Below are 14,891 nucleotides of genomic sequence, written 5' to 3'. Positions count from 1 at the left end.
GTCTTCCCTCGTCGCCGTGGCTGCCGTTGTCGCGATCGTGGCCGGCCTGCTGGTGCTGTTCGGGACACGGGGGCACGACAGCAAGGCCGAGGAACCTTCTGGCGCTAGTACGCCGAAGCCGAGCAGCAAACCGTCGTCCGAACCGTCTTCCGGGCCGTCGACGATCGCCGCGAGCATCCCGCGGCCGTCTGAGTCGAAGACACCGCCGTCAGTGACGCCTTCGAAGGCGCCGACTGAGCCTCCTGCGACCACTACGCAACCTACTCAGCCGCCTGCGACTCAGCCGGTGACGATCCCGGCCGAGGAACGGCCGGCGATCGAGGTCTACAACAACACCCTTCGCAAGGGTCTGGCCGACTCGGTCGCGGGCCGGGCGCGGCAGGCGGGCTGGACGGTGTCCGGTTCGCCGGACAACTGGCACGGCAAGGTTGCCACCAGCAGCGTCTACTACCCGCCGGGCATGCTCGAGGCCGCCAACCAGCTGGCCCGCGACCTCGGCATCGGCCGGACCACCGGCGCGCTGGACAACATGAAGAAGGATCGCCTGACCGTGATCCTCACCTCGGACTACGCGGGATGAGTACTCCGGTGATCGAGACCGACGCCGGCCGCGCCGGTTGGGAAGCGATTGTCGCCGATCCGGCCACCGCGGCCATCGCGTCCGACTTCGACGGCGTCCTCTCGCCGCTGGTCGAGGACCCGGCCCGATCCCGGCCGCAAGAGGGCGCCCTGGACGCACTGGCCCGGCTGGCGAAATCCGTCAAGCAGGTGGCGATCGTCACGGGTCGCCCGGCGCTGGTCGCGACCGAGCTGTCCGGCGTCAGCGGGCACCCCGGCCTCGAGCATCTCGTCGTACTCGGGCACTACGGCCTGGAGCAGTGGGACGCGTCGACCGGGATGATCACCAGCGATCCGGTGCCGGCGGGCATTGCGGAGGCACGTTCCCGGCTGCCGGAGATCCTCAGCGTGGCCGGCGTACCGGACGCGTTCGTGGAGGACAAAGAGAGCTCACTGGCCGTGCACACGCGGCGGCTGGCCGACCCGGCCGGCGCGTGGGAGCGTCTGCGTACGCCGCTGACCGAGCTGGCCGCGTCGACCGAGCTGCGCCTGGAGCCGGGCAACCTGGTCCTCGAACTCCGCCCGCCGGGTATCGATAAAGGCGTTGCCCTCCGCCGCCTGATCGAGTCGACCGGGGCCCGATCAGTCCTGTACGCCGGTGATGACCTGGGCGACCTGGCCGCGTTCCGGGCGATCGAGGAACTGCGTGCGTCCGGGCTGAACGCCGTACTGCTGGCCACTCGCTCGTCCAACGCGACCGAGCTGATCGAGGCCGCAGACATCGTGGTCGACGACCCGGCCGGTGTGGTGACCGTCCTCACGGCCCTTTCGGACGCGATCTCAGCACGCTGAACGCCTGCGTCACGGTCTTACCGATCGGCTGGATCGGACGCTCGACGTACCCGCCCTCCTTGAGGTTGGCCAGCCGCTCGAACGGATTCCGCGACGCCGGATCGCCAGTCAGCAGGAACGAGATCACCACGCCGACGACGTACAACGGCAACATCGGCAGCCCGATCAAACAGAAGTACTGCCACGAATGCCGCTCCTCATGCCGAACCAGCGCCGCATCCTCGAAGTACGCCCGCGGATTCTTGCTCAGGATGACGTTCCCGATCGTGAACGCCCCCGCCACCGGAAACCCCAACTTGTACCCATTAGCAAAAAACAACCCCCGCGGCCCCCGACTGAACGTCGCCCGCCCCAGCACCCCCACGAACAAGCCGGCAACCGTGGACAGGTTGAGGAAGTTCCCCACCACCTTCACCCACTGCCATCCGCTCATAAGGCTCAGTATGTGGTTCTGTCGGCGGGGTGGGTAAGACTGTGCGGGTGAGTTCGGTGGTGCGGGTTTGGCGGGCTGGGCGGGTGGTGGATCCGCATTCGGTGATTGGTGGGTTGCGGAAGGGGCCTGGGGATCCGGCGTATGTGTTCGACGCGGGGCGGCGGACCGTCTGGCGGGCTACGCGGACTCCGGAGGGGGCGGTGCTCTTGCGGTTGACGCCGTACGCCGGGGGTGTGGAGGCGGAGGCTTGGGGACCGGGGGCGGAGTGGGCGCTCGACGGGGTGCCGGAGTTACTGGGGGAGAAGGACAGCTGGGACGGGTTCGAGCCGTTGCCGGAGCATCGGGCGCTGGTGGATGCGGCGCGGCGGTTCCCGGATGTGCGGGTGCCGCGGACGCGGGCGGTGTTCGAGGCGATGGCGGCCGCGGGGATCGAGCAGGTCGTCACCGGCAAGGAGGCGTTCCGGGCGTGGCGGGTGCTGCTGCGTGAGTACGGCGAGCCGGCGCCGGGGCCGGGGAGTCCGGACGGGCGGCAGATGATGGTGCCGCCGGCGCCCGAGGAGTGGCGGCAGATCCCGTCCTGGCAGTGGCTGCGGGCCGGGGTCGAGGGCAGGCGGTCGCGGGTCGTGCTGACGGCGGCGACGCGGGCCAAGGCCTTGGAGCGGACGCTCGAGCTCACCGACTCGGACGAGATCGAGCGACGGTTGCGGTCGCTCCCGGGAGTCGGGGTGTGGACGGCGGCCGAAGTACGGCAGCGGGCGCATGGGGACGCGGATGCGTTCTCGTTCGCGGACTATCACGTGTCCCGCAACGTCTCGTACGCCCTGATCGGCGAGGAACTCGACGACGACGGCTGTGCCGAACTGATCGAGCCGTACCGCGGCCACCGCTTCCGGGTGCAACGACTACTCGAACTGACCGGCATCGCCCACCCCCGCTACGGCCCCCGCAAGTCGCTGCCTACGCACACCCCAGGCGCCACGCACCGCCTGCGCTAACTGAGATCGCTCATCTCGGATGGTGGGATCACAAGACACAATATGGACCCGATTGGGTAATCTCGGGGGAGCTCATCCAGAGGGACTGAGGGAAACGGCCCGTTGAAGTCCCGGCAACCCTCCCCGTCGAGCCCCCGCCCGGGGCGTCTCGCGGTGGACCGGTGCCAAATCCGTCCCGCCGCCGAGATCCGGTGTTCGCGGGGAAGATGAGAGGGGAACCTCACTCATGAGCCTGACCGCCACCCACACGATCCGTGAAGGTGCCTTCGGCAACGGTACGCACCTGAGCTGTCGCGCCTGTGGGGCGAAGTCGCCGCTCGGTCCGTTCTACGCCTGTATGGAGTGTTTCGGTCCGCTCGAGGTCGGATACGAGTACCCGACCATCACCCGCGAGCAGATCGAGGCCGGTCCGAAGAACATCTGGCGCTACCAGCCACTGCTGCCCGTCCCGGTCGACGTGGCCAGCTATCCGAACACCGAGCCCGGCTACACCCGGCTCGTCGACGCGCAGAACCTGGCCCGCGAGCTCGGCCTCCGCAAGCTCTGGGTGAAGGACGACTCCGGCAACCCGACCCACTCCTTCAAGGACCGGGTCGTGGCAAGCGCCCTGAGCGCCACCCGCGAGCTCGGCATGAAGGTCTTCGCCTGCCCCTCCACCGGCAACCTGGCCAACGCCGTCGCCGCGGCCGCCGCTCGGGCCGGCATCCGCTCGGTCGTCTTCATCCCGCACGACCTCGAGCGCCCGAAGGTGATCACCACCGCCGTGTACGGCGGGACCCTGGTCGCGGTCGAGGGCAACTACGACGACGTGAACAAGCTGGCCTCGGAGATCGCCGGTGAGGAGGAGGGCTGGGCGTTCGTCAACGTCAACGTCCGCCCGTACTACTCCGAAGGCTCCAAGACCCTGGCCTTCGAGATCGCCGAACAGCTCGGCTGGCGGCTGCCGCAGCAGATCGTCATCCCGGTTGCGTCCGGATCCCAGCTGACCAAGATCGACAAGGGCTTCACCGAACTCGGCAAGCTCGGCCTGGTCGACGCGACCGACTACAAGGTGTACGGCGCTCAGGCGACCGGCTGCTCGCCCGTCGCACAGGCGTTCCGCGACGGACACGACGTGGTCAAGCCGGTGAAGCCGGACACGATCGCCAAGTCGCTCGCGATCGGCAACCCCGCTGACGGACCCTATGTCCTCGACGTGGCCCGGCGTACCGGCGGAGCGATCGAGGATGTCAGCGACGAGGAAGTCATCGAGGGCATCCAGTTGCTGGCCCGGACCGAGGGCATCTTCGGTGAGACCGCGGGCGGGGTGACGGTGGCGACGCTGAAGAAGCTGATCGCGACCGGCCAGCTCGACCCCGAGGCCGAGACCGTCATCATCAACTCCGGCGACGGGCTGAAGACGCTCGACGCCGTGGCCGACCGGGTCGGCCCAAAGGTGACCATCCCCGCGTCGTACGACGCCTTCGTGAAGGCAGGCCTGCAGTGAGTGTGAGCGTTCGCGTCCCGACCATCCTGCGTCCGTACACCCAGGGCGTGTCCGAAGTGTCCGCCGAGGGCTCGACGCTGACGGAGGTGCTCGACTCGCTCGACACGTCGTACCCGGGGATCAAGGGCCGCGTGCTGGACGAGTCGGGCGAACTGCGCCGGTTCGTGAACGTGTACGTCGACGATGACGACGTACGCTTCGCCGAAGGCCTCCAGACCGCGATCAAGGACGGCGGCCAGGTCTCCATCATCCCCGCGGTCGCCGGCGGCTGATCCGGCCGGAGATCGTCCGGAATACGCACTACTGTCGCCTGCATGGCGACCAAATGGACCATCGGTGCGGATGCGGCCGACCCACAGCGCCTCGCGCGCTTCTGGGCGGCCGCACTGGACTACGTGATCGAGCCCGGCTTCGACGACCCGGACGGATCCAGCATCATCGACCCCGACGACGTCGGGCCGGCGATCGGCTTCGCTCGGGTACCCGAGCCGAAGACCGCGAAGAACCGGCTGCACCTCGACATCCGAGTGGCCGGACCCGGTCTGCGCACGGCCGAGTCGGCGGAGCGGATGCGCTCGAAGGCGGCCGCGTTGGTGGAGCTCGGCGCGACCCAGGTCCGCGAGGACTTCTACGGCCCGGAACTCGGCCATATCGTCATGCTCGATCCCGAAGGCAACGAGTTCTGCGTCGGCTGACTAGGCTGCTGGAATGCGTGCTGTCGTGGTTGAGGAGTACGGCGTTGTGCCCGTCGTACGGGATGTTCCGGAGCCTTCGCCGGCGGCTGGCGCGGTCGTCCTGAAGGTTGAGGCGACCGGGTTGTGTCGGAGCGACTGGCACGGGTGGATGGGGCATGACGCGGACATCGTGCTGCCGCATGTGCCGGGCCACGAGCTGGCCGGGACGATCGCCGCGGTCGGCGCCGGGGTGACGGGTTGGCAGGTCGGCGATCGGGTCACGACGCCGTTCATCTGCGCGTGTGGTTCGTGTGAGCAGTGCTTGGAGGGCAACCAGCAGGTCTGCCTTCGTCAGGAGCAGCCCGGCTTCACCTACTGGGGTTCGTTCGCCGAGTACGTCGCCGTGCCGTATGCGCAGGTCAATTTGGTGCGACTGCCGGACGAACTGGACTTCGCCACCGCTGCAGGCCTCGGCTGCCGCTTCGCCACGGCGTTCCGCGCGATCCGCCAGGTCGGCCAGGTCACCGCCGGCGAGTCGGTCGCGATCTTCGGCTGCGGCGGCGTCGGCCTCTCCGCGGTGATGATCGCCGCGGACCTCGGCGCCCGGGTGATCGCGGTCGACACCAACCCGTCCGCGCTGAAACTGGCTCGCTCGTACGGTGCCACGGAAACCCTGTGGGCGTCCCCGGACACAGTCCAAGAGATCCGCGACCTCACCGCAGGCGGTGCCCACGTGACGATGGATGCCCTCGGCTCCAACGACATCGTCCAGCAAGCCCTGCAATCCCTACGCCCCCGAGGCCGCCACCTCCAGGTCGGCCTCCTACCGTCCGGCGTACAACTCGACGTCAGCCGCCTCATCGGCCAAGAACTCCAATGGCTGGGCAGCCACGGCATGCCCGCCCACGCCTACCCCGAAATGCTGCAGCTCGTTGCCCAAGGCAACCTCAAGCCGGCGGATCTGATCACCCGAACGATCACCCTCGACGAGACTCCAGCCGCCCTAGCTGCGCTCTCCAACGGCACCACCCCCGGCGTCACCATTATCAAGCCGTAGAGCGGACCGCCACGCATGCAGAACCCCCGTTTTCCGGGCAGCTAGCGCCGCCCGAGGGGGGTTCTGCATGCGTGCAGGTCCGACACCAGTTGCTCGCCGCGCGTGGGACGGACTGCGTTTACAGGCGGATCAGGTAGACCGTGGGTGGGCGGCCGGTTCGGCCGTGTTGTTGGGTGCCGGTGGGGGCGGCTAGGCCGGCGCGTTCCAGGCGTTTGAGGACTCGGCGGGCGGTGCGGAGTTGGACGGCCAGGTGGTCGGCTACGTCTTGGGTGGTGAGGCCGTCGGGGAGGGTGGCGGTGAGCTCTCGCATGCGGGCGAGGGTTTGGGTGTTGAGGCCGACCCGGCGGGCCAGCAACGGAAGGCTTTCCGTACCGCGAGCCGCCGTGGGCTGCTCGCCGCTCGGCTCGATGACGATCTCGACGTCGTCGGACATGGACACGACACCGGCGACCGACCCGATCGACTTGGCGCGACCGACGGCTCGACGGGCGAGCGCCTCGGCCTCTGCCGCCGTACGGCCGACGCCGAAACCGACGTACGCCGTGCTGTGCCGAGCCGCGAGGTGGTCGAGCAAGGGCATCCGGGAGAACTGTTCGGTGGCCTGCTCCAACAGCCCTCGGGTGGTGACGACCAGCAGCCGCCCGTCGGGAAGCGCGGCCAGACTGCCGCCGAGGGTGATGAGGTCCGCGGCCAGAGCGTCGTCCGGCTCCGGCAGATCGATGACCCCGAGCGCGACCTGCGCGTCGCCGACATGCTGGCCGGTGGTCGTGAGCACCAGCGCCTGCAGGGTGGAGCGGATCGAGTAGCGCGAGGGTGCGAGCCGGACCGACGGCATCTCGTTCTCGATCAGGTGGAAGGCCGAACCCAGGCAGCTGATCGCGACCTTCGTGTCGTGCTTCTCGCGCGCAGTGCGGTGGAACGCGACGATGTCGTCCGACGTCAGCCCCGGCCGGTACGGCAGCACATGGATCCGGTCGGTCGGCAGCTTCGCCTCGATCAGCGTCTCCATCACCTCGGACCGGCGCAACGTGTCGATCGAGAACTGGGTGACGTTGTGCCCGAGCCGCAGCAGCTCGACGAGCGCCCGCAGCAGCGTCGCGCCGTCGTACGAGACGTACATCGCCGGCCGGTCGATCACGCCGGCCTCGGTCGCGATCGTGTACGGGACCACACCGGTGAACAGGAACGCGTCGACATTCGAGTGCGACTGCTCGACCAGCTCGACCGCTTCGGTCTCGTGCCGGTACGGCAGCGGGATCAGATTGGTCCCGCTCGGCGCCCCGACCGCGGTCACGCGCTGAACCAGGTCCTCCGGCCCCACCACGCCGACCGACAGAGTCATCAGATCACCAAGCGCAGAGCTGAGCTGATCCTCACGGCATCCTCCGACGACTTCTGGTCTGGCCCTCAACTCGCAGAATAGCGCAGCGGAGCCCTGGGCTCTTGACGTTCAGGTCTCACTCTCCTAGTTTCGGTCAAGACCACAATTACCGCCACCCTTCGGGCGGTCTTGCGACGGTGGCGGTGTGGTGGAGCGTAGGAGGGAGCGCGCCACCTCACTGCCTAGTGGTGGAGCTCTTCGAGGCAGCGGATCACCAGGTCGCGTTCGCTCGGCGGCAGGTCAGGACCGTAGGGATCGTGCGCGGCCTCGGCCGGCACCAGGCCCTCCCATTCGGCTGCCCACAGCATCCGCTGCACGTATCCCTCGATCGGCGCGTAGAACGTCGCCGCCGCAAACCGGTCCAGCCGGTCGGACGCGGCCAGGAAGCCGGAGTGGTCCCCGGCCGTCCAAGTCCGCAGTACGGCGGCCGACAGCTCGACCTGCGCCGACGCGATCCCGACCAGCGCCGTGTCCGCACCCCACATGAACGACGGCCCGTACATCCGGTCCTCGCCGGTGATCAGCAGCTTCCCGGTCCCACGGCCCGCCCAGATGGCGTCCTGGCATCCGATCGCGCGATCCAGCGTCGCCGTCTTCACCCCGAGCATCGCGTCCAACGACAACAGTTCTCGTATCAGCGAAGGCGAGTACGGATACCCACCAGCCTCGCCGTGCAGATAGAAGCCGACCAGAGGCAGCCCACTCTCCGCCGCCACCCGCTCGTGCAACGCCACCGCCTGCGCGTCCCCGTCCGGCAGGTCGCCGAGCGCAGCCAGCGGATAGACCATGACCGCATCGGCCCCACCCGCCGCCGCAGCCAGGGCCATCTCCACCGTCGCGTCAGCAGCCTCCTGCAGCGACTGCGCGTCAGAAGCCTTCGGTACGCCGACACCCGCGACGATCGGTACGTCGGTCGCCGCCCGCCACGTCTCCAACACCTTCGTACGGTCGGCCGGAGTCAGATAGAGCCCCCGCCCGGTGTGAGCCCACACCGCGACCCCACCGACGGACTGCGTCGTCAGCACACCGGCGTACTGAGTCAAAGCGTCGTACGCGATGACCCCATCGGAGTCCATCGGCGTGACGACCGCGGGGAGCAGTGTGCCGCGTAGTCGTTCGACAAGTGAGTGCATGCTGACCTCCTCAGACCTCGTGCCCGAGACCGGGACCCTGCGGTACGTCGATCCAGCCGTCGCAGTCGGCGAACACACTCGGCGCCAGCGGGTCCTCGTCGACCATCAGCGGCCCCACCAGGTCGGCCGCGACGGTCGCGCCCGGCACGGCAGCGGCCAGGTGTACGGCGGCCAGCGTGGCCACGCCCAGCTCCGGCATCGAGCCTACCTTCACCGCCAGCCCGGCAGCCTCGGCCACGTTCGCGATCTGGAGGGCGCGGTGCAGCCCACCGACCTTGAGGATCTTGATGTTGAGTACGTCGGCCGCACCGCGACGCGCGATCTCCATGGCGTCGTGCAGCGAGTGCATGCTCTCGTCGACCATCACGCGGACGTCGAGACGCTCCCGCAGCCGCACCAGCCCGGCCAGGTCCCAGCGGGGGAGCGGCTGCTCCAGCAGGGTCAGACCGGCGGCGGTCATCTTGGCGAGGTACGGGAGGGCCGTGGTTGCGTCGTACCCCTCGTTGGCGTCCAGGCACAGCTCGGCGTCGGCGGGGATCGCTGCGCGGACGGCGCGGATCAGCTCGAGGTCCTTGGCCGGGTCCTGACCGCCCTTGACCTTCAGGTGCCGGAAGCCGCGATCGGCGTACTCCGCTGCCTCGGCGGCCATCTCGTCGAGCGTGCCGAGGCCGACCACCCATGTGGTCTGGACGCGGTCGCGGACGCTGCCGCCGAGGATCGCGTGCACCGGCCAGCCGCTCAGTCGGCCGGCGAGGTCGTAGAGGGCGATATCGAGGCCGGACTTGGCGACCTGCTGGCCGCGGAGTACGGCGTCCATCACCACGTGCGCCCCGGCCCGGTCGAGCGGGTCGCGGCCGATCAGAGCCGGCGCGAGGTACTCCTCGATCGCCGCCTGGACGCCGGCCAGCGTCTCACCGGTGTACGCCGTCATCGGCGACGTCTCGCCGATCCCGATGGCGCCGTCCGCGGTGTGCACCTCGACCACCAGGCTGATCAGCTCGGTGCTGACCCCACTGCTGATCTGGAACGGCCGTCGGTACCGCGCGCTGACCACGCGGGTCTTGATCGCGCTGATCGGGGCCGATCCCCCGTCCGGCAACCCCGCCGGTTGTGCTGCGAGACTCATAACCGGCTCCTAGGGTCGTAATCTGAGCAAAAAGCATTTACGGTCAAGACCGTAAATACCCTGAGCGCTCTCTGTCAACGGAAGGTGGCACCCCGATGCGGCTGGGTCTCTATCTGAACCTCTACGGCACCCCGGACGAGCGGCCCCGGCTGGCGGACGCGGTCGAGCAGGCGCAGCTCGCCGAGCAGGCCGGATTCGACTGGGTCGTGCTCGGCGAACGGCACCTGCACCGGCCCGGGTACCACGAGATCCTGACGTCGCTGACCTGGCTGGCCGCGCACACGTCCCGGATCGGGATCGCGACCGCGGGGATCGTGGCGCCGTTGTACGACCCCGTCGTACTCGCGGAGACTTTGGCGCATATCGACGTACTGTCGGGTGGGCGGCTGACCGCGGGGTTCGTGCTCGGGTATCGGCCGGAGGAGTTCGCGCTGTACGGCGTGACGCAGCGGGAGCGGGTCGCGCGGTTCGAGGAGGGGCTGGAGATCCTGACGCGGCTGTGGACGTCCGACGAGGTGACGTACGAGGGGAAGTTCACCAGCATTCAGGACGCGTTCCTGTCGCCGCGTCCGGTGCAGGACCCGCGGCCGAAGCTGTGGAACGGCGGGCGGGTCTCCGCGATGCTCGAGCGCACTGCGCGGATGTGTGACGGCTGGACCACGTCGTTCAACGAACTGGACTCCGACTTGCCTGCGAAGATCGCTGAGTACCGGTCGTATCCACGCGGCGAGGGCACGCTCGGCGCCGAGGTGATCGTCTGCCGGGAAGGCTTCTGCGCTCCCACGTCTCACGACGCCCGCGCCGCGCTGGAGGAGCCGTTGCGCGACCTGTACGACGCTTACACCGGCTGGAAACGCACGTCGGCCGACGCCAGCCGCTACACCCAAGGCTGGGACGACATCGTCAACCGCAGCGTCATCGGCTCCCCAGCCGAATGCGCCGACCGCATAGCCCACTACGAGGCAATGGGCGCCGACGGCCTCATCCTCCGCATCCAACCCCCCGGCATGCCCCAATCAGAAGCCCTAAAAGCCATCGAATCCTTCGGCGAACTGCTGAGCTAGTCGTCGCCTGAGATCAGGCCGTTGACCCAGCGGGTGGTGGGGTCGGCGTCCAGGAGGAGGGCTTTGGCCAGGAGGGAGAGGGGGATGGCGAGGATTGCGCCGAGTGGGCCCAGGACCCAGCCCCAGAAGACGAGGGACAGGAAGGTCAGCGTGGTGGACATGCCGACCGCGTCGCCGACGATCTTCGGTTGGATGATCGACTGGAAGACGAAGTTGATGACGCAGTACGCGATGATCACCCACACCAGCGTCTCCCAGCCGCTGTCGAGCAGGCCGAGCAGCGCCGGCGGGACGACGCCGATGACGAATCCGATGTTCGGGATGTAGTTCGTGATGAAGGCGAGCAGCCCCCACAACCACGGCAGCGGGATGCTGAGCAGGTAGAGCACCCCGACGTCCACCACCGCGACGATCAGTCCGAAGATGCTCGAGACGACCAGGTACCGCGTCGTACCGCGCGCGAAGCCGGTCAGTGCGCTGGCGACCCCGGGGCGGTCCTTCGCCGCCTCGGTCAGGCGCGTGGTGAAGCCGTTGGCGTCCATGCCCATGAAGAACAGCAGAATTACGATGAAGCCGAGGTCGGAGAACACCCCGAGCAGCTTCGTCAGCCAGCCCTGGAGGATCCCGAGCGCCTTGCCGAGGTCGAGCGCCTGCAGGACGCGCTGGATCTCCTGGTTGCCGATGCCGCGGTGTGCCAGCCAGCCGCGTACGTCGTTGATGATCTGCCCGAACGTGCCCTGGTACGTCGGCAGCAGCGTTGCAAGCCGTGCGATGGAAAGGGCCAGGGCGGCGGCCAACCCGAGCAGGAGAGCGATCACCACCACGAGGGCGATCAGGGCGGCGATCCAGGTACGGACGCCGCGCCGGATCAGGAACCGGCGCAGCGGACTGACCGCGATGGTGAGGATCAACGCGAGAAAGACCGGTCCGGCGATGCTCGAGAACCCATGCAGTCCGGCCGCGGTGATAATCGCACCCGCCATCCCCAGCAGGACGACAACACCCCGCGGAAGCGACCACGACGCTACCTGAGCCTCGTCCGCCGGGAGGGGATCCGGTGGAACGTCGACAGCGTCCACCGGCGACGGATCGGCCGGCGGCGGGGTGTCTGGTGGCGGGGTGTCCGGCGGTCGGGTGTCAGGGGAGTCGGGCATCGGCGTACCTCCCCTTCGTGCTGGATCTGGGTTTCGAACATCGCCGACATCGCGCCGGGCGGCATCACGCGTCCCGGAGGAGGCAGCGGCGCGCGTCGTACGCAAAGGGTGACCCGTACGGCGGTTGCGGTCGTAGCCTGAGGCGGACAGGGGGTGCGGATGGACGTCCAGGTGGTGTTCTGGGGCGTCGTACTGGCGCGCTTCGTGCTGCCGTTCCTGATCCTGAAGTACCCGCTGCCGGCGATCCTCGCGTGTCTGCTGCTGGACGGCGTGGACCAGACGATCTTTCAGCTTTTCGGCGTCGATCCGCCGAACTACCAGAGCTACGACAAGGCGATGGACGTGTTCTACCTGTCCATCGCCTACCTCGCGAGCCTGCGCAACTGGAGCAACCCGGCAGCTGTCCGGGTCAGCCGGTTCCTGTTCTTCTACCGCCAGATCGGCGTGGTGCTGTTCGAGCTCACCGGTCTGCGGTTCCTGCTGCTGGTGTTCCCGAACACGTTCGAATACTTCTTCATCGCGTACGAGGGCGTGCGCGCCCGGCGGAACCCGCTGCGCTACGGATTCCGGTTCTGGGTGCAGATCGCGGCCGGGATCTGGATCTTCATCAAGCTGCCGCAGGAGACCTGGATCCACATCCTGCAGTTCGATCTGACCGACGCGATCCGCGACGTACCGTGGTTCCTGCCCGCGCTGATCGTGGCGCTGCTGGTACTCGCGGCGGTCCTGTGGTTCGTGGTCCGGCCGCGGATCCGGCCGCCCGACTGGCCGTTGCGGCTGCGCGCGGACCCGTTGCCGGTGGAGATGGACGAGGCCAGCGAGCGGATGGCGTACCGCGCCGCGCACAACCGGGTCCTCGACCTCGCGGCGTTCGAGAAGATCGTCCTGATCGGGCTGATCAGCGTGATCTACGGGCGGGTGCTGCCCGGCGTACAGACCAGTGACCTCAGGCTCTTCCTCGGCATCGCCTTCTTCGTGGTGCTGAACTCCGCGATCGGTCTGTGGAGCGCAAGACGCGGCTACGGGTGGGACTCCACGGCGCTCTCGTTCGGTGTCCTACTGGTGATCAACATCGCCCTGGTGTTCATCGCCGACCTACTACTGACCCGCGGCAACGGCGCCCTGTCCCTGCCAGACACCCTCTTCTTCGTCTTCCTGGTCACCACCCTGACCATGCTCTACGACCGCTACCACCCAGTCAGCGAATACCGAGCCACCGCAGCACGTGGCGGTGTGGTCAGGCCTTGAGGCCGGACATTGCGATGGAGTCGGTTAGGTAGCGCTGGAGTAGGCCGAAGACGAGCAGGCTTGGTACGACGGTGATGGTGGCGCCGGCCATGATTTGGTTGATGGGGACGGCTTGGGTCTGCAGCGTGGCTAGGCCGACGGTCAGGGTTTGCATCTTGCCGGACTGGCCGATGACGAGCGGCCAGAGGAAGTCGTTCCAGTGCCAGAGGAAGACGAAGATGCCGAGTGTGGCCAGGACCGGGCGGATCAGTGGCAACACGATCGTGGTGAAGATGCGCCACTCGCCGGCGCCGTCGATCTCGGCGGCCTCGAAGAGTTCGTCGGGGAGTTGCAGGATGAACTGGCGCATCAGGAACACGGCCTGCGAGTTCGCCAGCGTCGGCACGATGAGGCCCCAGAAGCTGTCCACCCAGTCCAGCCGCGCGACCAGGATGTACGACGGGATCAGCGTCGCCTGGAACGGCACCATCAGCGTCGCCAGGAACGCCCAGAACATCAGATCTCGGCCCGGGAACTTCTTCTTCGCGAAGGCATACCCGGCCATCGACGCGAACAGCAGCACGCAGGCGACCGACACCAGCGAGTAGATCAGCGAGTTCACCGTCCAGCGTGGGATGTCCGAGCTCGACAAGACGGTCCGGAAGTTCTCCAGTGTGAAGTTCGCCGGATTCAGCGCACCCGGGAACGTCTGCCCGCTCGGCGGCGCGAACGCCACCAGCACCATCGCGGCGAACGGCACGATCGTCACGATCGCGGTCAGCGTCAGCAAGGTCGGCAACGTCAGGCGGGCCGCCGTACGCCGTCCTGCCGTCGGGGTCTCCACGACCGGCCGGACCGGAGGCCGGTCGAGTACCTGAGCCATCAGTCGTCCCTCCCGACGAGCCGGCGCTGCACGAGCGAGACGATCAGCACGATCAGGAACAGCACCAGACCGATCGCGCTGGCGTAGCCGAAGTCGAAGTACTTGAAACCGCTGTCGTACAGGAAGTACACGAGCGAGTAGCTGGATCGCACCGGCCCGCCGCCGGTCATCACGTACATCGCGTCGAAGACCTGGAACGCGCCGATGGTCTCGATCACCAGCACGAAGAACAGCACCGGCCGCAGCTGCGGCAGCGTCACGTACCGGAACCGCTGCCACGTCCCGGCCCCGTCGATCATCGCCGCCTCGAGGTACGACTTCGGCACGGCCTGCAGTCCGGCCAGCAGGATCAGCATCGAGTAGCCGAAGCCCTTCCAGGCCGACGTGACCGCGATCGACGGCAGCACGGTGCTGGACTGACTGAGGAAGTCGATCGGCCCAATGTTCACCAGCCCGAGTACGGCGTTCAGCAGGCCGTCCTGCGCGTCGTAGATCCATTTCCAGATCACCGCGGCCAGCACGATGCTGGTCACGTACGGCAGGAAGAAGATCCCCCGGAAGAACCCGCGATTCCACACCACCTGATGCAGCAGTACGGCGGTACCGAGCGAGAGCAGGACCGTCAGCGGTACGAAGATCACCGTGTACGTGACCGTGACCAGCAGCGCCTCGTGGAACACGCTGTCCGACAGCAATCGCGTGTAGTTGTCGAGGGCAATGAAGTCCCACTTCCCGCTGAGCCGGTAGTCGGTCAGCGAGAGCAGCAGTGCGCCGATCGCCGGCAGGAACCGGAACACCAAGAAGAGCACCAGCATCGGGGCGACGAACAACAGCCCGATCCAAGGACGCCGGAGCGTCCCGCGCCGCC

16 protein-coding genes and 1 riboswitch are annotated in these 14,891 nt (G+C 68.0%); of the genes, 9 read left to right on the top strand and 7 right to left on the bottom strand.

What is annotated here, in order from left to right:
• Positions 1-16 precede the first annotated feature (16 nt).
• Both EV650_RS34250 and otsB read left to right on the top strand, forming a co-directional pair.
• Entirely contained in the window at positions 17-580 is a 564-nt protein-coding gene (locus EV650_RS34250; protein WP_238174661.1) for a LytR C-terminal domain-containing protein, read from the top strand.
• The gene (gene otsB, locus EV650_RS34245; protein ID WP_134123300.1) at positions 577-1,410 is read left to right on the top strand and encodes a trehalose-phosphatase; all 834 of its coding nucleotides are present in this window, start codon (positions 577-579) and stop codon (positions 1,408-1,410) included. The genes EV650_RS34250 and otsB overlap by 4 nt, the downstream gene beginning before the upstream one ends.
• Here otsB and EV650_RS34240 read toward each other — a convergent pair.
• A complete protein-coding gene (locus tag EV650_RS34240) occupies positions 1,376-1,843 on the bottom strand; it encodes a hypothetical protein (protein WP_134123299.1) in 468 nt (155 codons plus the stop codon). The two genes, otsB and EV650_RS34240, sit on opposite strands and share 35 nt — an antisense overlap.
• Before the next feature lie 47 nt (positions 1,844-1,890).
• On the opposite strand from EV650_RS34240, the gene EV650_RS34235 reads away from it, so the two are divergent.
• From EV650_RS34235 to EV650_RS34215, 5 genes are all read left to right on the top strand, one after another.
• The gene (locus EV650_RS34235) at positions 1,891-2,838 is read left to right on the top strand and encodes a DNA-3-methyladenine glycosylase family protein (RefSeq protein ID WP_238174660.1); all 948 of its coding nucleotides are present in this window, start codon (positions 1,891-1,893) and stop codon (positions 2,836-2,838) included.
• Positions 2,839-2,907: 69 nt separating this feature from the next.
• A riboswitch (SAM riboswitch) is annotated at positions 2,908-3,051 on the top strand.
• Between the two features lie 13 nt (positions 3,052-3,064).
• Positions 3,065-4,324, top strand: coding sequence for a threonine synthase (gene thrC / locus EV650_RS34230; RefSeq protein WP_134123297.1), 1,260 nt, complete (start codon positions 3,065-3,067; stop codon positions 4,322-4,324).
• Complete coding sequence (locus EV650_RS34225; RefSeq protein WP_134123296.1) at positions 4,321-4,596, top strand: ubiquitin-like small modifier protein 1; 276 nt, start codon at positions 4,321-4,323, stop codon at positions 4,594-4,596. The genes thrC and EV650_RS34225 overlap by 4 nt, the downstream gene beginning before the upstream one ends.
• A gap of 42 nt (positions 4,597-4,638) precedes the next feature.
• Positions 4,639-5,019 (top strand): VOC family protein, encoded by a 381-nt coding sequence (locus EV650_RS34220; RefSeq protein WP_134123295.1) that lies wholly within the window; start codon positions 4,639-4,641, stop codon positions 5,017-5,019.
• A 13-nt stretch (positions 5,020-5,032) separates the two neighbouring features.
• Entirely contained in the window at positions 5,033-6,055 is a 1,023-nt protein-coding gene (locus tag EV650_RS34215) for a zinc-dependent alcohol dehydrogenase family protein (protein WP_134123294.1), read from the top strand.
• A 118-nt stretch (positions 6,056-6,173) separates the two neighbouring features.
• Here EV650_RS34215 and EV650_RS34210 read toward each other — a convergent pair whose 3' ends face one another.
• From EV650_RS34210 to EV650_RS34200, 3 genes are all read right to left on the bottom strand, one after another.
• Positions 6,174-7,397: a helix-turn-helix domain-containing protein gene (locus tag EV650_RS34210; RefSeq protein ID WP_134123293.1), complete on the bottom strand. Its 1,224-nt coding sequence runs from the start codon at positions 7,395-7,397 to the stop codon at positions 6,174-6,176.
• 221 nt (positions 7,398-7,618) lie between these two features.
• On the bottom strand, positions 7,619-8,569 hold the full coding sequence (locus EV650_RS34205) for a dihydrodipicolinate synthase family protein (protein ID WP_134123292.1): 951 nt from the start codon (positions 8,567-8,569) through the stop codon (positions 7,619-7,621).
• A 10-nt stretch (positions 8,570-8,579) separates the two neighbouring features.
• Positions 8,580-9,695 (bottom strand): mandelate racemase/muconate lactonizing enzyme family protein, encoded by a 1,116-nt coding sequence (locus EV650_RS34200; protein WP_134123291.1) that lies wholly within the window; start codon positions 9,693-9,695, stop codon positions 8,580-8,582.
• Between the two features lie 95 nt (positions 9,696-9,790).
• Between EV650_RS34200 and EV650_RS34195 the strand changes: the two genes are divergently transcribed.
• The gene (locus tag EV650_RS34195) at positions 9,791-10,759 is read left to right on the top strand and encodes an LLM class flavin-dependent oxidoreductase (protein ID WP_134123290.1); all 969 of its coding nucleotides are present in this window, start codon (positions 9,791-9,793) and stop codon (positions 10,757-10,759) included.
• On the opposite strand, the gene EV650_RS34190 is transcribed toward EV650_RS34195, so the two are convergent.
• Positions 10,756-11,913, bottom strand: coding sequence for an AI-2E family transporter (locus EV650_RS34190; RefSeq protein ID WP_134123289.1), 1,158 nt, complete (start codon positions 11,911-11,913; stop codon positions 10,756-10,758). The genes EV650_RS34195 and EV650_RS34190 overlap by 4 nt on opposite strands.
• A 159-nt stretch (positions 11,914-12,072) precedes the next feature.
• Between EV650_RS34190 and EV650_RS34185 the strand changes: the two genes are divergently transcribed.
• Complete coding sequence (locus EV650_RS34185) at positions 12,073-13,161, top strand: hypothetical protein (protein WP_134123288.1); 1,089 nt, start codon at positions 12,073-12,075, stop codon at positions 13,159-13,161.
• Here the strand turns inward: EV650_RS34185 and EV650_RS34180 are convergent.
• A complete protein-coding gene (locus EV650_RS34180; RefSeq protein WP_134123287.1) occupies positions 13,151-14,023 on the bottom strand; it encodes a carbohydrate ABC transporter permease in 873 nt (290 codons plus the stop codon). The genes EV650_RS34185 and EV650_RS34180 overlap by 11 nt on opposite strands.
• Positions 14,023-14,838 (bottom strand): carbohydrate ABC transporter permease, encoded by an 816-nt coding sequence (locus EV650_RS34175; protein ID WP_134123286.1) that lies wholly within the window; start codon positions 14,836-14,838, stop codon positions 14,023-14,025. The genes EV650_RS34180 and EV650_RS34175 overlap by 1 nt, the downstream gene beginning before the upstream one ends.
• Between the last annotated feature and the right edge of the window lie 53 nt (positions 14,839-14,891).

The sequence above is a fragment of the Kribbella kalugense genome (genome assembly GCF_004365875.1).
Taxonomy (GTDB): Bacteria; Actinomycetota; Actinomycetes; order Propionibacteriales; family Kribbellaceae; genus Kribbella; species Kribbella kalugense.
The sequence above is the reverse complement of the archived record's forward strand: the minus strand, read 5'-3'. Positions and strand labels throughout refer to the sequence as shown.